The organism is Thalassolituus oleivorans MIL-1 (genome assembly GCF_000355675.1).
In the GTDB taxonomy this organism is placed as follows: domain Bacteria; phylum Pseudomonadota; class Gammaproteobacteria; order Pseudomonadales; family Oceanobacteraceae; genus Thalassolituus; species Thalassolituus oleivorans.
Window position 1 is genome coordinate 2,127,392 of the sequence record NC_020888.1, and the last position, 17,552, is coordinate 2,144,943.

Annotated in this window: 22 protein-coding genes; 13 read left to right on the top strand and 9 right to left on the bottom strand. The window is 46.6% G+C overall.

From position 1 onward, the window contains the following. Window positions 1–99: 99 nt before the first annotated feature. From TOL_RS09655 to ttcA, 7 genes are all read left to right on the top strand, one after another. Window positions 100–600 carry a FixH family protein gene (locus TOL_RS09655; RefSeq protein WP_015487133.1) on the top strand — a complete coding sequence of 167 codons (501 nt, stop codon included), beginning with the start codon at window positions 100–102 and terminating at the stop codon, window positions 598–600. Beyond that, window positions 597–3,050 (top strand): heavy metal translocating P-type ATPase, encoded by a 2,454-nt coding sequence (locus TOL_RS09660; RefSeq protein WP_015487134.1) that lies wholly within the window; start codon window positions 597–599, stop codon window positions 3,048–3,050. The genes TOL_RS09655 and TOL_RS09660 overlap by 4 nt, the downstream gene beginning before the upstream one ends. Window positions 3,051–3,052: 2 nt before the next feature. Beyond that, a complete protein-coding gene (gene ccoS / locus TOL_RS09665; RefSeq protein ID WP_015487135.1) occupies window positions 3,053–3,265 on the top strand; it encodes a cbb3-type cytochrome oxidase assembly protein CcoS in 213 nt (70 codons plus the stop codon). Then, complete coding sequence (locus tag TOL_RS09670; protein WP_015487136.1) at window positions 3,262–3,933, top strand: sulfite exporter TauE/SafE family protein; 672 nt, start codon at window positions 3,262–3,264, stop codon at window positions 3,931–3,933. The genes ccoS and TOL_RS09670 overlap by 4 nt, the downstream gene beginning before the upstream one ends. A gap of 64 nt (window positions 3,934–3,997) precedes the next feature. Continuing rightward, the gene (fnr, locus tag TOL_RS09675) at window positions 3,998–4,771 is read left to right on the top strand and encodes a fumarate/nitrate reduction transcriptional regulator Fnr (protein WP_015487137.1); all 774 of its coding nucleotides are present in this window, start codon (window positions 3,998–4,000) and stop codon (window positions 4,769–4,771) included. Window positions 4,772–5,076: 305 nt separating this feature from the next. After that, window positions 5,077–5,574, top strand: a complete 498-nt coding sequence (locus TOL_RS09680; protein WP_015487138.1) for a hypothetical protein — start codon at window positions 5,077–5,079, stop codon at window positions 5,572–5,574. A gap of 121 nt (window positions 5,575–5,695) precedes the next feature. Next, a complete protein-coding gene (gene ttcA, locus TOL_RS09685) occupies window positions 5,696–6,547 on the top strand; it encodes a tRNA 2-thiocytidine(32) synthetase TtcA (protein WP_015487139.1) in 852 nt (283 codons plus the stop codon). Between the two features lie 55 nt (window positions 6,548–6,602). Here the strand turns inward: ttcA and TOL_RS09690 are convergent, their stop codons facing one another. After that, window positions 6,603–7,118, bottom strand: coding sequence for a hypothetical protein (locus TOL_RS09690; RefSeq protein WP_015487140.1), 516 nt, complete (start codon window positions 7,116–7,118; stop codon window positions 6,603–6,605). Window positions 7,119–7,198: 80 nt separating this feature from the next. Beyond that, the gene (greB, locus tag TOL_RS09695; RefSeq protein WP_015487141.1) at window positions 7,199–7,750 is read right to left on the bottom strand and encodes a transcription elongation factor GreB; all 552 of its coding nucleotides are present in this window, start codon (window positions 7,748–7,750) and stop codon (window positions 7,199–7,201) included. Between the two features lie 48 nt (window positions 7,751–7,798). Between greB and TOL_RS09700 the strand changes: the two genes are divergently transcribed. The 3 genes from TOL_RS09700 to TOL_RS09710 are packed head-to-tail and all read left to right on the top strand — an operon-like array spanning window position 7,799 to window position 9,905. Further along, entirely contained in the window at window positions 7,799–8,134 is a 336-nt protein-coding gene (locus tag TOL_RS09700) for a PGPGW domain-containing protein (protein WP_015487142.1), read from the top strand. Between the two features lie 44 nt (window positions 8,135–8,178). Continuing rightward, window positions 8,179–8,835: a DNA-J related domain-containing protein gene (locus TOL_RS09705; protein ID WP_015487143.1), complete on the top strand. Its 657-nt coding sequence runs from the start codon at window positions 8,179–8,181 to the stop codon at window positions 8,833–8,835. A gap of 8 nt (window positions 8,836–8,843) precedes the next feature. Further along, on the top strand, window positions 8,844–9,905 hold the full coding sequence (locus TOL_RS09710) for a polysaccharide deacetylase family protein (protein ID WP_041588466.1): 1,062 nt from the start codon (window positions 8,844–8,846) through the stop codon (window positions 9,903–9,905). A 4-nt stretch (window positions 9,906–9,909) separates the two neighbouring features. Here TOL_RS09710 and TOL_RS09715 read toward each other — a convergent pair whose 3' ends face one another. Next, on the bottom strand, window positions 9,910–10,614 hold the full coding sequence (locus tag TOL_RS09715) for a M48 family metallopeptidase (RefSeq protein ID WP_015487145.1): 705 nt from the start codon (window positions 10,612–10,614) through the stop codon (window positions 9,910–9,912). A gap of 36 nt (window positions 10,615–10,650) precedes the next feature. Between TOL_RS09715 and TOL_RS09720 the strand changes: the two genes are divergently transcribed. Continuing rightward, complete coding sequence (locus tag TOL_RS09720; RefSeq protein ID WP_015487146.1) at window positions 10,651–11,229, top strand: YecA/YgfB family protein; 579 nt, start codon at window positions 10,651–10,653, stop codon at window positions 11,227–11,229. Window positions 11,230–11,316: 87 nt separating this feature from the next. Here TOL_RS09720 and TOL_RS09725 read toward each other — a convergent pair whose 3' ends face one another. The 3 genes from TOL_RS09725 to TOL_RS09735 form a co-directional block, all read right to left on the bottom strand. Continuing rightward, entirely contained in the window at window positions 11,317–12,756 is a 1,440-nt protein-coding gene (locus tag TOL_RS09725; protein WP_015487147.1) for a substrate-binding domain-containing protein, read from the bottom strand. A 150-nt stretch (window positions 12,757–12,906) separates the two neighbouring features. After that, window positions 12,907–13,569, bottom strand: coding sequence for an START domain-containing protein (locus tag TOL_RS09730; protein WP_041588467.1), 663 nt, complete (start codon window positions 13,567–13,569; stop codon window positions 12,907–12,909). Further along, complete coding sequence (locus TOL_RS09735; RefSeq protein WP_015487149.1) at window positions 13,562–13,873, bottom strand: BolA family protein; 312 nt, start codon at window positions 13,871–13,873, stop codon at window positions 13,562–13,564. The genes TOL_RS09730 and TOL_RS09735 overlap by 8 nt, the downstream gene beginning before the upstream one ends. A gap of 156 nt (window positions 13,874–14,029) precedes the next feature. Between TOL_RS09735 and TOL_RS09740 the strand changes: the two genes are divergently transcribed. After that, complete coding sequence (locus TOL_RS09740; protein WP_015487150.1) at window positions 14,030–14,689, top strand: hypothetical protein; 660 nt, start codon at window positions 14,030–14,032, stop codon at window positions 14,687–14,689. A 71-nt stretch (window positions 14,690–14,760) separates the two neighbouring features. Here TOL_RS09740 and TOL_RS09745 read toward each other — a convergent pair whose 3' ends face one another. Next, a complete protein-coding gene (locus TOL_RS09745) occupies window positions 14,761–14,952 on the bottom strand; it encodes a hypothetical protein (protein WP_015487151.1) in 192 nt (63 codons plus the stop codon). Window positions 14,953–15,121: 169 nt separating this feature from the next. On the opposite strand from TOL_RS09745, the gene ylqF reads away from it, so the two are divergent. Then, window positions 15,122–16,024: a ribosome biogenesis GTPase YlqF gene (gene ylqF, locus TOL_RS09750; RefSeq protein ID WP_015487152.1), complete on the top strand. Its 903-nt coding sequence runs from the start codon at window positions 15,122–15,124 to the stop codon at window positions 16,022–16,024. Here the strand turns inward: ylqF and TOL_RS09755 are convergent. Continuing rightward, on the bottom strand, window positions 15,981–16,424 hold the full coding sequence (locus TOL_RS09755) for a DUF695 domain-containing protein (protein ID WP_015487153.1): 444 nt from the start codon (window positions 16,422–16,424) through the stop codon (window positions 15,981–15,983). The two genes, ylqF and TOL_RS09755, sit on opposite strands and share 44 nt — an antisense overlap. Window positions 16,425–16,539: 115 nt before the next feature. Continuing rightward, window positions 16,540–17,403: an MBL fold metallo-hydrolase gene (locus TOL_RS09760; protein ID WP_015487154.1), complete on the bottom strand. Its 864-nt coding sequence runs from the start codon at window positions 17,401–17,403 to the stop codon at window positions 16,540–16,542. Window positions 17,404–17,552: the final 149 nt, after the last annotated feature.

A 17,552-nucleotide genomic window follows, 5' to 3' on the forward strand; every position in this document is an offset into this window, starting at 1 on the left:
GCTTTTTGCTATCCAGCGATTTCCATTGCTAGATACAAAGTACGCATTCTCAAAGTATTGCAAACGTCGATAGATGCCTATTCACGAAAAGAGAAGTTAATGAATACTGAAAAGCAAGAACACCGCCCGTGGCACAAAGAACCTATGATGCTGTTAGTAATAGGCTTACCTTTGATCTCTGTTTGCTGGGGAATGGTGATGCTTTATTTGGCAGTTAACACCAAAGATTCATTAGTAAACGACACCTACTACAAGGATGGCGTGAACTACACCGAAGATCTTAAACACGATGAATACGCACAACGCCTACAAATCGCTGCAGACATTGTTTTTATCGGCGATGAAATACACATAAATTTGCGCGGTTATCTCGATGAGCAACCAAATACCCTGCAATTACAATTGATTCATCCTACTCTGCAAGACCTCGATGAAACCGTCTTAATGCAACGCTTAGACGATGGCAGCTATGTAGGTATCAACGATTTAGAATTGCCGCAAAAGCGTCACGTATGGTTGTTGAGTGGCGAGCAAAAATGGCGCATTCGCGAGACAGAAATAATTGAAGAAAATAAGGCTTTCACCCTCGGCAAACAATGAGTTCTTTAGCTGCTGCTAGCCAATTGTCCGGAGCTTGTTTCCATTGTGGTGAGCCTACCAAAGGCAACCATCAATGGACGGCCATCATTGATGGTGTTGAGCAACCTATGTGCTGCCCTGGTTGTAAAGCGGTGGCAGAAACTATCGTTGCTTCAGGGCTGAAAGATTACTACCGCCATCGCACCGAATTACCTGATCTTTCTCCTGCAGAAGATGACGTCAGCGAACTTACTGTCCGCGAAACTTTGCAATTGTATGATAGTGAAGCGTTACAGCGTCGCTTCGTCGCACACAGTAAAGACTACGCTGAAGCAACACTCATTATTGATGGCATAAGTTGTGCTGCATGCTCTTGGCTGATCGAACATCGTATTAGCCAGTTGAACGGTGTGCTAACAGCCACACTGAATTTATCCAATCATCGTTTGGTCGTGCGCTGGCAAGATACGGACATCCAGTTATCGCAAATCATTGAAGCGATTTATCGGCTTGGTTATAAAGCTTCGCCGTTTTCCGCAACAGAGCAAGAAACAACTCAAGCTAGAGAAGGGAAACAAGCGATTCGTCGTTTGGCGGTTGCCGGTATTGGTACTATGCAAGTGATGATGATGTCTGTACCACTCTATGTCGGTATGGCAACGCAATACGAAATATTCATGCGCTTCGCCGCTATGATTATGACTTTACCTGTGGTGCTGTTTTCTGCTAGACCATTTTTTGATGCTGCAATTCGTAGCCTTCGTTCTGGTCATCTGACGATGGACGTTCCTGTATCATTGGCTATTGTTTTAGCGTTTTGCGCCAGTGTCTGGAGCACATTTAATCAAGGAATCGAAGTCTATTTTGATTCCGTTTGTATGTTCACATTTTTCTTATTGCTGGGACGTTTTCTAGAAATGCGTGCCCGTCATCGTATGGGTAAAGCAGGCAACAACTTAATGACCTTGCTGCCGAATGTGGCACTGCGACTGGATTCAGTTAGTGATAAAAATGAGCAAGTAATTGCCACCGAAGATATTCGCATTGGCGATATTTTACTGCTTAAACCGGGTCATCCAATTCCTGCCGACGGCATCGTTATCGAGGGACAAAGCAGCGTCGATGAAGCTGCATTAACAGGGGAATATTTACCCATAGCGAAAGCACCCGGAGCCAAACTGATCGGCGGAACTATCAATATAGAAAGCCCCTTGTTGATGCAGGTAAGCGCGACAGGTGCTGAAGCTCAGCTCTCCACCATCATGCGTTTAATGGATAGAGCACAGCAAGAAAAGCCGCAAATCGCCTTACTCGCCGACCGTATCGCTAGCCGCTTTGTCGCCGCCGTTTTATTGATATCCGGATCTGTCTTTGGCTATTGGTGGCTAATGGGCAACGAGCATGCATTTTTTATCGCGCTCTCAGTGCTGGTCGTCACTTGTCCTTGTGCACTGTCACTAGCCACACCTACTGCCCTTACCGCAGCAACGACGGCGCTGCGCGAACAGGGTATTTTGATCAGTAAGGGGCATGTACTTGAAGCACTAACCACCATTCAGCGGGTTGTATTCGATAAAACCGGCACGTTAACTCAAGGCCGATTAACGCTAGAGCGAGTAGAAATCCTGACAGCCTTACCGACCGACGAAGCAATAGCCTTAGTAGCATCCCTTGAACAACATGCTACGCACCCGATTGCTCGTGCTTTCACCAGTATTGTCCCCGAGTTAAATATTCAAGCGAGTGATGTACTTCATCACCCAAGCCAAGGCGTTAGTGGCCAAATTAATGGTCAAACGCTACGATTTGGACGGGCTGATTTCGCTTGGCCAAATGGCATTGAGCATCCACATAGCGACACCGGACAATGGCTTTTACTGGCAGATGAACAGCAACCGTTAGCTTGGTTTTTATTGAACGATTCAGTACGTCGCAGTGCCGAACCCGTCATTAAGGCACTTAAAGATCGCGGTATTCAGGTATCGCTACTAACCGGCGACCCAAGCCCTGCTGCTCTAACCATTGCCGCAAGCCTTGGTATCGACGATGTACGCTCTGGGGTTAGTCCCGCAGAGAAGTTAAAAACGGTCAGACATTGGCAGCAACAAGGTGAACGCGTCATGATGGTTGGAGATGGCATCAATGATGTCCCTGTTCTTGCCGGTGCTGATGTATCGTTGGCGGTCAATGAAGCATCCGACCTCGCCAAAACCAATGCCGATATGTTACTCACCAACGGTCGACTCGAAGCGCTTATTTCATCACTTGATGTTGCTCGGCGTACGCGCCATATTATTCGTCAAAACATTGGCTGGGCATTACTGTACAATCTGATTGCATTGCCGTTGGCCGCTGCTGGATTAATTCCACCTTGGGCCGCTGCCATTGGTATGTCGTTTAGCTCACTCTTGGTTGTATTTAACGCCCTGCGTTTAATTCGCAATCGCCCACTATCCCTTAACGAGGCTTGATCGTGGATATTATTTACGTCTTGGTTCCCCTTTCTATTGCCTTAATCGGTATTGCTGTATTCGTATTTTTTTGGGCGGTAAAAGGCGGGCAATTCGATGATCTAGAGTCGCCAGCACACAAGATTCTATTTGATGATGACGAGCACTTAATTCAGCGCAAAGATAAGCAAGATGATTCTAACGCTGACTCTAATGAAGACCCTGATAAGCAATGACAGAACCGCTGTCATTTATTACTGCAATCCTACTGGGATTATTTGGCGCCAGTCATTGCCTTGTCATGTGCGGGGGTATTGCCGCCGCTGCCGGAAATACGGATCGCGAGCATAGAATCCGCGCTGCTATTTTGTTCAATGCAGGGCGCATTACCAGTTATACCTTAGCAGGGGCTCTCGTCGGTGCACTCGGGTTGTGGCTGCAATCGCAACATCAATGGTTAATGCTCGGTCTGCGGACGATTGCAGGTGCAATGTTAATTTTAATGGGATTGTATGTTGCTAAGTGGGCATCTTGGCTGACCCAAGTAGAGCGCTTAGGGCAAGGCCTTTGGGGTCTTATTCGTCCACTTGCGCAGAAGCAGCTAGGACGCCCAACCATGCGCAGCCAGTTATTACTCGGCGCGTTATGGGGATGGTTACCTTGCGGACTCATTTACAGCACTCTGAGCTGGGTTGCTGCCAATGGACAACCTCTCGATGGAGCTCTGGCTATGTTTGCTTTTGGGCTAGGCACATTACCGGCTATATTTTCAGCAAGTCTTGCTGCGGCAACACTGATGCAAATGCTTAATCGTGCTATCGTACGGAAAATCTCGGGCGCACTACTGATGCTCTACGGGCTATGGACCTTAGTATCAGTTTGGCTCCCTATTGCGAATAGTTAGTATAAATCACAAGTAATATCGGCGATATTCGCTCCAGTGCAAATTGATTAACGGGAATTCGATCATGAAGACGCCATCAACCTCTCCTACTTCCAGCACACCATTACGTGGTACTCAACCACATTGCCAAACGTGTTCTCTTAATGCTCTGTGCTTGCCGCTATCGCTTAAAGATACGGATATGGAACGTCTGGACGATATTATTCGTCGTGGTCGCCCGATTCAAAAAGGCCAATTATTATTCCAGCAAGGCGAAACCTTCCAATCGGTATTTGCTGTTCGTACAGGTGCCCTAAAAACCTACACACTGGCGAGTAACGGCGAAGAGCAAATTACTGGCTTTCATCTTGCCAGCGAACTGATTGGACTTTCAGGTTATGAGGCTGACTGCTATCCGTTGACGGCAAAAGCATTAGAAACCACGACGGTTTGTGAAATTCCTTTACCGCAGCTTGATACATTGGCTGATGAACTACCCGACTTACGTAAACAGTTGATGCGCACCATGGGTACTGAAATTCGCCACGATCAAAATATGATGCTGTTATTGAGTAAGAAAAACGCCGAAGAACGCGTTGCTTCTTTCTTACTCGATATTTCACAACGTTATCAGCGCCGTGGCTTTTCCGCTTCCCATTTCCGTTTGCCGATGTCTCGCGTTGATATCAGTAACTACTTAGGCTTAGCCGTAGAAACGATTAGTCGCGTATTTACTCGCTTCCAAAATAACGAACTGATCGAAACCCAAGGCAAAGAAATTATATTGCGCGACATGGATGCGCTTTACGAAATGGCGGGGCTAGTATCATCGACGCATTGTGAGAAGCACGACGAGTAACAAAAAGCCGGTTTTTTAACCGGCTTTTTGTTATCGCACGCTCATCCATTCGTCATGTTCAAGCGTAACTAACCCGTTAGCAATTGCCGAATACGGCAACTGTAGCGTATGGCAGGATCAAAAATGCCTCCCGTTCAGAAGTAGGCATGAGCTTTGCGTTATCTTTGCTAAGAATGTGAGTTTAATCGCAAATATGTCCAAAAAATGACGTTATTCGCACAAGGCAAAGCAGATTAATTGAATTTGTCCTACATACTGTATAAACAGCACCACACGTTTAACGGTGCGTACTTAGGAGCCCCCTAATGGGAATAGCTGCAGAAGACTTTAAACGCTGTATTATTCAGCCAACATTACAACGTTTAGGCGTTCAAAGTGCTGGTGCGGAGGCGTTATTACTTGCCACAGCCGCCGTTGAATCTGAACTCGGCTCCTTTTTAAAAGCCGAGGGGCAGCGTACCTCTGGGGTCTACCAGATGCATGGTTTAACTCATCGCCATATTTGGGATGACTACCTAGGACATCAGCCTGAGCTAGCGAGTAAAGTGCGTGGCCTAGCCAGTCAGCATGATTTTCTTACTCATCCACATGCCGAACTCACCACTAATCTAAGTTACGCTACTGCCATTGCACTTTTAGCGTATCTACGTCACCCCGAATTTGTACTTCCAGATAATCCGACGCCTGAATTGCTTGCGGAGCTATGGAAGCAATACTATCACCCCCGCGACGATCTGAGCATCGCCGATTTTATAGCAAGGTACAAAGAGCTAATTCGCCCGATGAAAGTGGCTGCCGCTTAATCTTGTCTGTGCAGCCGTCTAGCCAGTAACAACTGTGCTTAAGCTGTCTTCTAGCCTGCTTAGGGTTCCTCTCATGCCGTCATTTTGATATAAAGCGCACGCCAATCAGTGGGGTGAGCCAATGATCGAATCCGTCGATGACCGCAAAGAAAAACTAGAATTCAACAAACTTCAAAAGCGCTTACGTCGTAATGTCGGCAAAGCGATTGAAGACTATTGCATGATCGAAGAAGGTGATCGTGTGATGGTTTGTCTGTCTGGAGGCAAAGATTCGTACACTATGCTCGATATTTTGATGGGTCTGCAAAAAAGCGCACCTGTTAATTTTGAGCTCATAGCGGTCAACATGGATCAAAAGCAACCTGGCTTCCCTGAGCATGTATTGCCCGAATACCTAAGCCAAATTGGGGTACCCTTCCATATCGTGGAAAAAGATACCTACAGTGTGGTGAAAGAAATCATTCCAGAAGGTAAAACTACCTGTAGCCTATGTTCTCGCCTGCGCCGTGGCACCTTGTACGGCTTTGCAGAGTCAATCGGTGCCAACAAAATCGCTCTTGGTCATCATCGAGACGACATCATCGAAACGTTATTCTTAAACATGTTTCACGGCGGCAAACTTAAGTCGATGCCACCTAAGCTACTTAGCGATGATAAGAAGCATGTATTGATCCGTCCTCTGGCGTATTGCAAAGAGACAGACATCGAAGCCTATTCTAATGCGAAAGAGTTTCCGATTATTCCATGCAACTTATGTGGTTCTCAGGAAAACTTGCAGCGTCAAAACATCAAGATGATGCTACAACAGTGGGAGCGTGAACAGCCGGGGCGTAGCGAGAATATCTTCTCGGCAATTTGCAATATTGCTCCCTCTCAGTTAGGTGACCGCCAATTATGGGACTTCAACAACCTACAAGACCAACAAGATAAAGGGCATTTATTTACCCGTTTGGATGTCGTACAGATCGACTAAACGGCAATACTAGGAATCAAAGTATCGCAAAAGGCTGAGGGGGTTCTCGGCCTTTTTACATTCCGCCGTTTAACATATGCGTCGCATGAAATTCGTATTCGCCTGGACCTTTGAGTATCCAATCAAATTTATAGCGCTGCTCTGTCATCATATCTTCGCCCATCGCCGTTAAGTAACAAGCATAGTCTGACAATTCTGGTTCTGGCATTTTCACTCGTACTTGGTACGTAGTATCAAGTTCAGTAACCGCAATCGTTGATATCGCTTGCGTCGGAGCGCCAGCGATACCTTTGCGGATCCACTGCAAAATAATTCCATGGCGGCCGTCGTGCTCACTTCGAATCAATCGGATATACCCCTCGCCAGCATTAGAACGCCAAGGGCAAACACGCTGAACCTGATCGACCCAAACAGGCATGACGTAGGATTCTGTAATATCGGTTGGTGCCATAACCTCAGCAATTTTTGCGTCTTGAACATCTGCATCTGCACCATGTAGCAAAGCTGGCGCAAGGCTTATACTGGCAGCCAATATTACTTGCTTGGTTAGATCCAATAATTGTAGGGTCATTAGTACATCCTCCTCTATGCAGACTAGCAGAGTCCTTTTCGCTTTGCCGTGCATGCTAATACTCAACAATATCAGGACGGCTATTTAACCCAAGCTGGTTGACCGGCAGCACTTGGCCCTGTGTCCCAATCAGGGCGTTGATAGGTAACACTGACCACGTCATAACTAACCTTACCTTTAGGCAATGTAACCACCACTTCATCGTCGAGTGACTTACCCATTAAGCCGCGTGCTAACGGTGCATCGATACTGATATACCCACGCGGCAAATCGATTTCGTCGGCACCCACTATACGATAACGGTATAACTCACCATTCAAATCTTCTAGCTCGATCCACGCACCAAAAAACACCTTACTTGTATCGGCAGGTATACGATCGACTACAGTGACATGTTCAATACGCTTTAATAAAAACCGAACGCGGCTATCAATTTGACGTAAACGGCGTTTGCCATAAATATATTCAGCATTTTCAGATCGATCACCCAATTTTGCCGCATCTGATACCTCTTGCGTCACTTTTGGACGTTCTTTGCGCCATAGAAAATCGTATTCGTCGCGTAGCGCCTGTTCTCCTTCAGGGGTTATTAAGTCGCTACGATTAGGTAATGTTTTTTCACTATCGCTCATGATCTTCCTAGTTTTATCTATTTTTATTCGGCGCCATACCGCATTGTCATGGTTCCGCAATGTTTGCGTGTCAGCGTCATTGCGGCGATTGGCTATTCTCAATATTTTGGTGAATCACTCTACATGATGAAGCGCAGTGTTAATCTGGTTTTCGGTATCTTACTTGTTATCGCTGGTTTAATTGTTATGCCCATGCCTGTTCCTCTAGGGCTAATCATGATCATACTCGGCTTGTCATTGATGGTGAGCGCTTGGCCGGCCCTGCAACGCAAGCTTAAAGCACTGCGCAGCCGCTTTCGTAAAATTTCAGATAAATTATCACGTATTCGCCATAGACTGCCGGGTTTCGCTCGCCGCTTGCTCGATGACACTGAGCCTGATTAGTCCCTGAACACAACCGACCTGCCCTCTGTGCTAAGCTTAGCGCCATGACTAGCCTTATATCGGCCTCAGGCCCTCTTCTTAACTTGTCGCCTACTGAGGCGCTGGATAGCGAGCCTATGCTCGACTTGCTGGCGTGCTGTTTGGCCGATGGTTCCTCTTACAGCGAATATGACATCATCCGCTGGCTGCAGCAGCCCGAGCAGAGCGTTTTCCGCAAGGATGCGATGAGCGATAACCTAACACTCTTCCAAACGCATTTTATGCTGATGCATTGGCTTTATCAGTTGCGTGAACGCTTGATAAACGCGAAAGCAGGTATACTCAACATCAGTGCATTGAACATAGTATTAGAACCTTGGCCGCAGGCAGACAACGCCGAAAAAAGATCAGGTGAGCCAACTGCGAACACTCCTCTAACGAGCGCAGATCCATTAGCGGCTTACTATCTAGATATCAATAATCTCAGTACTGATCGCCAAGGCGTCGAAAACTTACTATCCAGCTTTTGGTTGCTCATGCTTGAACCCGGTCATCGTGATCAAGATTTAGCCCTGTTGGAACTATCTGAGCCCGTGAGTAACCAAGAAATACGTTTACAATACCGCCGCCTAGCCATGCAACATCATCCGGATCGCGGTGGTGATGATGCTAGCTTCCGCGAAATTACTGCCGCCTATCAGCGGTTAAAACTGCAATTTTAAGGTCTAGAATGATGAAATATCTATTGACCTCTCTATGGACTTTGGTTTTTACCATTACGCTATTGGGATTTTCCGTCGGCACACAAGCTGACCTCGTTGTTTTACAGTATCACCATATCGCTAACGACAGCCCAGCGGTGACGAGTATCAGTCCAGATGGATTTGCCAAGCATATGGCCTTGCTTGAGCAAGAAAATATGACAGTCGTCGACTTGAATGATGCTGTCCGTACTGTGCTCGCTGGAGAAAAATTACCGGAGCGCGCCGTCGCGATCACTTTTGATGACGCTTATTTATCAATTTATGAAAATGCCTGGCCGCTACTTAAAGAACGCCAATGGCCGTTTACCGTTTTTGTTAACACTCAAGCGGTTGATGAAGGTCATACCGTGGCGATGTCATGGGATCAGTTACGTGAACTAGACCGCCACGGAGTGCGTATCGCTAATCACAGCGTTGGGCATCCTTACTTACTAGAACCGCCTCAAGGAATGGATAATAACGACTGGCTAACTCAGCAGATTGGCCAAGCAGAGCAGCGCATAAAAAGTGAAATTGGTCATAGTCCGCGATTATTTGCTTACCCATACGGCGAGTACAATTTAGCCATAGCGGAATGGTTAAAAGACAATAATTACATCGCTTTTGGTCAACAGAGCGGCGCAATTGGTAGCACCAGCCATGCGCAGATACTACCGCGCTACCCTGCGTCTGGTGTTTACGCGGGTATCGATACCTTACGTACCAAGCTGCACTCCTTAGCTTTACCTGTGCCTGCCGAGCAGGTTTTAAATCCGATATTGCAAGAAAATAATCCGCCGGTACTTTCACTCTCATTCAATCGCGATGATATTACGCCAAATCTCGTACAGTGTTACGCCAGCGGTGAGGGTGAAGTAGCCGTTCGACGCCAAGAAAAAAATCAACTATTAAGCCTAACGGTACAAGCCCAAAATGCGATTACCGCTGGCAGAAGTCGTTATAACTGCACAGCACCTAGTCGCAGCCAACCCGGCCGTTTCTATTGGTATTCGCAGTTATGGATCAATATGGCAGTGGCTAATCGCTAAACGGCTAGAGCACATTTTGCGATAAGTGGTTTAACTGCTTATCGCGCTGCTGCCAATCAGGTAAACACTCTGTCATTAACCGACGAAAACCGGGACCATGATCAAAATGTTTAAGATGACAAAGCTCATGAACAACGACCAATTCAATTAAGTCTAGCGGTAACTGCATCAGCGCCAAATTCAGGTTGATATAGCCACGGGTTGATAAGCTGCCCCACCGAGTTCGCATTTTCTTGATGCGCAGGGTTGGACGGCGGACATTGAAATTGCTGAAAAAAGGCCACCATTGATCAATCAATTGCTCAAATATCAAGCGACCTTCCGCACGTAACCAACGATCCACTGCTTTATCAACTTTAGCCGTATCCCAACCTTCCGGAACCCAGACCAACTGATCGGTTACTAAGAAGGAGTCTAACGCACTGGGGGTAATCACTCTCTCCTTACCCAAGATCACGACCTTGCCTTCACGTTGCTGTAATCGCTCGCTAGCAATGTCGCGTCGCTCTTTTAACCAGCTATGATTGGCATTAACGAAGGCTAAGACATCGCCTTGATTGCAGTGCAAAGGCACGCGTACATCCACCGCACCCTCTTCGGTAATTTGCAGACGCATGGTCTTACGCGCCGATGCCGAAATCAGCACGCGTACTGACTCACCTGCAACTTCGAGCCACATTTCACGCTTGTAGGATTTCCGCTGATTCATAAGCCTGTTAGGATTGCGCAAACTTTGGAGTATTGTATGACTGACCTGAATAGTATCCCAGCCTTATCGGAAGAAGAACTCGAAACCTTAGGTAACTTGCTGGAAGATGAAGCTGATCGTAACGACAGCTTCGACTTCTTTGCCGTTCATGGCTTTATCACCGCCCTACTTACCGGCCCAGTTGAATTCGACGTGCAAGACGTTTGGGATTGCGCTTTCGACGAAACCACCAGTTTCACACCGGCAAACAAAGCCACAGTGACCGCTTTAATGGTGAAACTGAGCAAAGAAATCCAAGCTTGGCTGGATTCAGGACAGGACTTCCCAGTACCAACCGATCTTAGCTTAATGGACGATGACGGCGAACCACCACTAGAGAGCTGGGCGATGGGCTTTATGTCCGCCGTACTATTGCAAGAAGAAGCTTGGTACGCCAGTAATGAAGAACTGATTGCTCAGTTCCTATTCCCGATCATGTACGCATCCGGTTTATTCATGGATGAACCTGAAATGGCCGATATCGACGAAGACTCTGAACTGTCCGACCAGATGTGTGCCAACATTCCAGTGAGTATTATTGAACTGTATTTGCAGCTAAATGGTGCAAATAAGTAACTAACCCGCTGAATTAAATACAAATATCAGAACATAAAAAAGCCCCGCTGAAATATCGTTTCAACGGGGCTTTTTATTCATAATGCTTTATCGGGCAGCTTGGCTTTCGTCTGCAATTAAAGCACTCGGCTCTACAGCTTCGTATCCATTACGCAGCCAGACTTCAACTCGACGGTTTTTCACTCGACCGTCATTGCCTTGAATCGCTGCGACTGGAAGCTCATCACCAAATCCGACAGTTTTATCAGGGTAGATACCTTGACGCACCAGTTCACGTCGAACAGCCATAGCTCGTAGCTTCGACAATAGTTGCGAGCGTGATTCAGTTTTACGTGTATCACCAAAACCAACCAATACGACTTCACCATTAGGCTGCTGTTTTAAATACGCCGCCAATCTATCTAGATCTCGCTGTGCTTTATTATCTAGCTGAGCACTACCTTCCATAAAACGAAAATTAATCGATAAACGCTGGGCACCCGATGTCAATTCGCGGAAGTCGGCTGGAAGCTCATCATAGTTTTCTGGTATTACGGCATGCAGTTCCTGCGAGACAAATCCGGTATCAGCAACTAAACGCTGCCCTTCATTCGCCAATGCAAAATTTAGAAAATCTCGCACATAGGTATTATCAGATACACCTTGTGTATACATAAATAACCGTCGCGACAAAGCGTAGTCCTCTGTTGCAACCGTCAATTGATTGGGCGATAAGGCTTTCACTTGTCCATCAGAAACCGCCAAGGCTTTGCTGTTGTTAACGGACGATAGGCCGACAAAACCGATGGCGTTGGTGTTATTAGCAACGGCTGCGGAAAGCTCAGAGTTGGATTCAAAACGGCGGGCCGTTGTCAGCAATTCCGACTTGCCCAGCACCATAGATTTGAAACTATCCCAAGTGCCTGATTTATTGTCACGAGCCAGTACTTCTATTTTGCCCGGAGTTCCGCCAACGTCAGCCCAATCGGTTACAACACCACTAAAAATACGTTCTATTTGCTGCACGCTTAATCGATTGAGCGGATTACGAGGGTGAACAATCACTGCCAATCCATCGATACCAATAATATGCTCGCTATCAAGGCTCGTTAAATTTAACCCTGGAAATAGTGCTTCTTCTTTGCTCTTTACAGGGCGGGAAGCTGCTGCAATTTGTGCAACACCGTCACGTAATGCGGAAAACCCTGTTCCAGAACCATGAGCGGCGACGTGCACTGTTAGACGACTATTGGTCGCCGCGTGATAGCCGATAATATCAACCTCATTTTCAATGTCTGTTGTACGAATTTCGGCTTTATCTGTACCGCGAGCCTCCATCCAGGCTTTTACTAAACGCGGTGCTAACTCAGCCCCAATCGTATTAGAACCGTCAATACGAAACAGTTGGACATCATCATAAGTTGGTACTGCCGCAAAAAGTGACGAACTCAGTTCTTCAGCGTTGGTAGCTGGAGCAAGAATAATCGCCATTGAGGCACAGAAATGAAAAACAGCAGAAAATGCAAAGCGCAGACGTTGGGTCATCATCAGAAACTACCTTGATTGGACTGGCCGAACGGTACGCTGGAATTGTTACAGGATTATGACAATTGTGACATTCAAGATAAAGAAGGCCAAAAATAACCGAATAAAACAACAAAAGTCCCTCGCCAAGGGCGATTGTTGTTTATTTGATAGCTATTTAGCTTCGCGAATAAATGCTCGGTTGGCCTTTTGATAAATCTCTTCGCCGATTAACTGGCGAAAACCGCGCAGCGTATTTAAAGGCGCATCTACCAAAAAACTATTGACCAACCAAGACGGCAAACCGCCGCCAGGATCAGCGTGCGCTTCGTATATAACTTCAATTTGATTGCCTTCTTTCGGTGTAAATAGCCAATAACCGTTCATTTCTCGGATGCGAATAAAATCGTCATTGGATGGAAACACATCGTTACGTGCCTTCATATCGACCCGCACCACCAAGGATTCTTGATCTTGGCTAACCCGAGTTTCAGTAATGCTATCGCGATCTTTTACGGGCCAAGGCATATTAGTGATCATGTAGTATATGCCTTGGGTGTCGGAGATTAACTCAATCTCTTCCATGATTTTGCAATTAAAAACCCAATCCTTGGTTCTTGGTGCATCCTGAAGCAAGGCAACCCCCGCTGTTAGACTCCCAGACACATAGGTAATGGCTTTAAACGCCAAGGTATCTGAACCCTCGACATGACGAGTGTAGACTCGAATGTCGTCCTCTTCATCGTAGGTTGCTTCATTCCAATCATCAGCTGCAACTACCGAGAACGACAGCGCGCTTAACACCACCAACACGCTTCCCTGCAGAAATTTAATCAACGAGACTACCACCCTTACAGTTAGGAGATGCAGGAACGCTATTCGTTACCTGCCATTCGTTAGGAGTATAAAGGTGTAATGCTAAAGCGTGTACCTCTCCAGCCAATTCTTCTGCCAATATCTGGTAAACACGCTGGTGACGAGCAACCGCTCTAATCCCTTCAAACGCGGCAGACACAACCACAAGTTTAAAATGAGAATCGGTCGCTGGCCCAGAGTGCATATGGCTTTCATTTATGACTTCAACATGTAAGGGGGTCAGTGCACCTAGCTTACGCTCGATAGTACTTTGTACGGTATTCATCTAGCCGCCTCCTATAAACCGCCATTATCCTTGCCCCGATAACAGAACAAGTGTGTAAAAAATCTGACCGTTACTATAAACCACTCCCTTGAGGTTGCACACCAACACGAATTATCGCTACAGTACGCGGCTATTCAATTAGCGCGGATACGACCTATGCAAGATATCGACACACCCAATACTCATTCCCTCATCGACCGCTATTACGAAGAAGAACGCGCTAAACGCGAACAAGAAATGACATTGGCAGAACTCGGCTTGCGCCTCGATGCCAATGATCTAGCCATGCTAGGTGTTATCGCCCGTCGTTTTCAGAAAAGCCGTGATCAGGTCGCGCAAGAGGTGTTATCGAGCGCACTTGTCGATCTGTTGAGTCGCATTGAACCCGGCGAGCGCAAATTGATGGCGCGCGATGCAGACGAAGCCGCGAAATCGATTGCAGAAGAAATTGCTGAAGAGAATGGTATCCGTGATGTACCTATACGCACCGGTGTATGGACGGCTCACGACCGCCAATTCAGCAAAATAGAACGTCAAAAAGAAAAACTAGAGAAAAAACCACTAAAGAAAGTGGACGTTACTACTGAAGCTAAAAAATCTGAAGCCGACACAATAGCGGCAACCGACCAAGTCAACGAAAACGACACCGGTGAGTTTGAAGGTAGTTTTGAGGGCACTGCTCAAGTATCAGAAACGACCGCTATCGACACGGTTTCAGCGACCTTAGAAATGCAGACAGACCTAGAAGCTGAAACAAACGACGAAGACGCCGTTGAGGAAAACGAAGCGCAAGAAGCCTCTGTGCTCGCTAATTAATAGCAAACCTCAATTGAAAAGCAGGCGGCGAAATCTCGCTGCCGGCTTAATGTGTAGCAATGTTTCGCTACTTATTTACGCCAAAGACGCAATTCGCGAAATTCACCTGGCCCAGCTTGCATCCAGAGAATTTCGTATTGATCTGAAAAGACAAACTTATTGCCAACAAGAAAGCCCGCTCGGCGACGGCCAGAAACCGTTGCTGAAGCTTGTCTCCCTTGCTTTCTGGCAGTTTGTGCAAAATCTTCAGGTAAGACATCCATCTGTTGTCTCCAATCCCAAACACTTCATACGGGCACTTGCCATCCCGTAAGAGTACACGTCGTTCATGACGAATCTGTGTCACTCTCTGACCCAAGGCAGTTGCTCTTAGTGGGTCATGCTTTACAATGTGCCGCCCTTTCACTCGTTCGTCAAATGGAAAGCGTCACTATGGCCATTCAATGGTTTCCTGGGCACATGAACAAAGCCCGCCGCAAGATCACCGAGGCAATGCCAGACATTGACCTTATTATCGAGGTGGTCGATGCACGCCTACCCTTTTCAAGCACCAATCCATTTGTCGAAGAATTGTGCAAAGACAAGGCTTGTATCAAGCTATTGAATAAAGCCGATCTAGCCGATCCCCTTGTCACCCAAGCTTGGGTGGATTACTACAATCAGCAACACAACATCCAAGCAATGCCGTTAGTCGCAGAAGATCGTAGTCAGGTTAAAAAACTGATAACCCTATGCAAACAGATTGGCGCTAAACGCAGCGAAAAGAAACAGTCGATTCGCGTCATGATTATGGGTATCCCGAACGTTGGAAAATCTACTTTGATCAATGCGTTGGCAGGACGTTACATCGCGCGCACCGGCAATGAACCCGCCGTGACCAAAGCCAATCAAATGATCGATCTCAAAAATGGCATTATTTTGTCGGATACTCCGGGGATTCTGTGGCCAAAATTTGAAAATGAACTGAGCGGATACCGTCTTGCCGCTAGCGGAGCGGTTAAAGACACCGCTATCGAATACATTGATGTCGCAACGTTTGCAGTTGGCTTTTTGCTAAATCATTACGGCAAAGAGCTGCAAGAAAGATATAAATTAAAAGCAATACCCGCAACCGGCGACGAAGGGCTACAACAAATTGGTGCTAAACGAGGATGCCTACGCCCTGGTGGCGTCACTGATTTGCACAAAGCATCCGAATTAGTACTGCATGAACTACGGGCGGGAAAAATCGGACGCATCACGCTGGAAACGCCCGTTATGGTTGAACAAGAACTCGCCGTAATCGAAGCGGCTAGACTGTTGCTTCTGGCTGAATCCGCTGATAAACCTGAGTAAAAGTATTCCACTCTGGGTCGTCATCAGCGACGACCTCGATGGGATACAAGCCATTATTGGTCGGGATAGTATCTAAGCCAGCCTGCAATTTTTCTAGATCAGAGCTGTATATTATCCATTGGTTAATACCGTCATGGGTAATCATCATGGCCAAAACCGCAGTTTCGCCAAGCTCTAAACGCGTTTGCAGAAGTTCGGTGAACTCGACGATTCTGGCTTGTTCAGCAATACCGGGGAAACCGGTGCTATCGTCAATACTTGAAGCATGCCAAGCGATCTGCACGCAGATCGAATACTTTTCGCTATTCATGGCAAGCTGCCAATCTTCGCGAAACTGGATACTGATGGGCTTATCTTGCAGGCTTCCAGACGCCCTCACCCAACGGTTATTCACCAGCATGGCTTATTCCTTTTTATGTAACTGAATTTAGCCTAACGGATAAATTAAAAAATGCCAGAGGGAAAACGCCTAGAAATCACCATATTTGCTGTAAAAACACAGAGTTAACAGGTTTTTAGAGTGCATTTAGAGGGATCTTCAAATAACTGACGCCGTTTGCCTCTGCCTCTGGGAATGCGCCAGCACGAATATTCACCTGCAAGGACGGTAATATTAAGCGCGGCATCTCTAGGCCACTGTCCCTTTGATTGCGCATTTCGATGAAAGACTCACGGCTAATACCGTCGTGCACATGAATGTTCTCGGCTCGCTGCTGCTTTACCGTCACACAACTTATAATGTCCCGAGGTTCCGGTGGATAGTCATGACACAGATGCAAAACAACGTCATCCCTCAAGGCTAAAAGTGTTCGAGTTGAATCAAATAAAGTACCTGCATCTCCGCCCGGAAAATCACAGCGTGCCGTGCCTACATCCGGTGGAAAAAGTGTATCACCAACAAAAACATCAGAGTCGTTAACGGTATAACTCACGCAAGCTGGCGTATGTCCTGGGGTTGCAATGATACCAATTTCACTTTCACCCAATACTAAAGTATCACCAGACCGCAATAGTCGATCGAACTGCGAACCATCGGTTGCCAATGCCTCGCCTTCATTGAAAACTCGCTTAAATATACTCTGAACTTCGGTAATTGCGGATCCGATGACAATCTCTGCACTGGTTTTCTCCCGCAGGTACATAGCGCCAGTCAAATGATCCGCATGGGCATGGGTTTCCATGATGTACAGCAAGGTCAATTGCAGCCGCTGAATATCTCCCAAGATCTCATCTAAGAACTCAGTATCTGTGCGCCCTGATTTTTGATCAAAGCCGAGCACAGGATCGATTACCGCGGCATAAGACGTCGCTGTATCTATTAACAAATGCGTGAACGTCGACGTGTCGTCGTGAAAGTAAGTGCGAATATCAACCTTCATTACCGGCCCCTTTGTTAGCTTCGAGCAATAGACAGATGATTACCTTGCCATAAAAATTACTAAATTAGAATATTCTTATTTAGCAATATTTAATATACACTCTGTTAACTTGCTTGGTGTTAACACCCGTAATGAGTTAATACCAGTAT

What these genes read in the sequence shown, in the direction of transcription:
- TOL_RS09690 (WP_015487140.1), bottom strand. Translation starts at nt 7,118, where the DNA reads ATGACCCTACAATTATTGGATCTAACCAAGCAAGTAATATTGGCTGCC.
- TOL_RS09705 (WP_015487143.1), top strand. Translation starts at nt 8,179, where the DNA reads ATGACTAGCCTTATATCGGCCTCAGGCCCTCTTCTTAACTTGTCGCCT.
- greB (WP_015487141.1), bottom strand. Translation starts at nt 7,750, where the DNA reads ATGAGCGATAGTGAAAAAACATTACCTAATCGTAGCGACTTAATAACC.
- TOL_RS09745 (WP_015487151.1), bottom strand. Translation starts at nt 14,952, where the DNA reads ATGGATGTCTTACCTGAAGATTTTGCACAAACTGCCAGAAAGCAAGGG.
- TOL_RS09740 (WP_015487150.1), top strand. Translation starts at nt 14,030, where the DNA reads ATGCAAGATATCGACACACCCAATACTCATTCCCTCATCGACCGCTAT.
- TOL_RS09670 (WP_015487136.1), top strand. Translation starts at nt 3,262, where the DNA reads ATGACAGAACCGCTGTCATTTATTACTGCAATCCTACTGGGATTATTT.
- TOL_RS09715 (WP_015487145.1), bottom strand. Translation starts at nt 10,614, where the DNA reads ATGAATCAGCGGAAATCCTACAAGCGTGAAATGTGGCTCGAAGTTGCA.
- TOL_RS09735 (WP_015487149.1), bottom strand. Translation starts at nt 13,873, where the DNA reads ATGAATACCGTACAAAGTACTATCGAGCGTAAGCTAGGTGCACTGACC.
- TOL_RS09660 (WP_015487134.1), top strand. Translation starts at nt 597, where the DNA reads ATGAGTTCTTTAGCTGCTGCTAGCCAATTGTCCGGAGCTTGTTTCCAT.
- TOL_RS09700 (WP_015487142.1), top strand. Translation starts at nt 7,799, where the DNA reads ATGGTTCCGCAATGTTTGCGTGTCAGCGTCATTGCGGCGATTGGCTAT.
- TOL_RS09720 (WP_015487146.1), top strand. Translation starts at nt 10,651, where the DNA reads ATGACTGACCTGAATAGTATCCCAGCCTTATCGGAAGAAGAACTCGAA.
- fnr (WP_015487137.1), top strand. Translation starts at nt 3,998, where the DNA reads ATGAAGACGCCATCAACCTCTCCTACTTCCAGCACACCATTACGTGGT.
- TOL_RS09725 (WP_015487147.1), bottom strand. Translation starts at nt 12,756, where the DNA reads ATGATGACCCAACGTCTGCGCTTTGCATTTTCTGCTGTTTTTCATTTC.
- ttcA (WP_015487139.1), top strand. Translation starts at nt 5,696, where the DNA reads ATGATCGAATCCGTCGATGACCGCAAAGAAAAACTAGAATTCAACAAA.
- TOL_RS09680 (WP_015487138.1), top strand. Translation starts at nt 5,077, where the DNA reads ATGGGAATAGCTGCAGAAGACTTTAAACGCTGTATTATTCAGCCAACA.
- TOL_RS09760 (WP_015487154.1), bottom strand. Translation starts at nt 17,403, where the DNA reads ATGAAGGTTGATATTCGCACTTACTTTCACGACGACACGTCGACGTTC.
- TOL_RS09755 (WP_015487153.1), bottom strand. Translation starts at nt 16,424, where the DNA reads ATGCTGGTGAATAACCGTTGGGTGAGGGCGTCTGGAAGCCTGCAAGAT.
- ylqF (WP_015487152.1), top strand. Translation starts at nt 15,122, where the DNA reads ATGGCCATTCAATGGTTTCCTGGGCACATGAACAAAGCCCGCCGCAAG.
- TOL_RS09710 (WP_041588466.1), top strand. Translation starts at nt 8,844, where the DNA reads ATGATGAAATATCTATTGACCTCTCTATGGACTTTGGTTTTTACCATT.
- TOL_RS09655 (WP_015487133.1), top strand. Translation starts at nt 100, where the DNA reads ATGAATACTGAAAAGCAAGAACACCGCCCGTGGCACAAAGAACCTATG.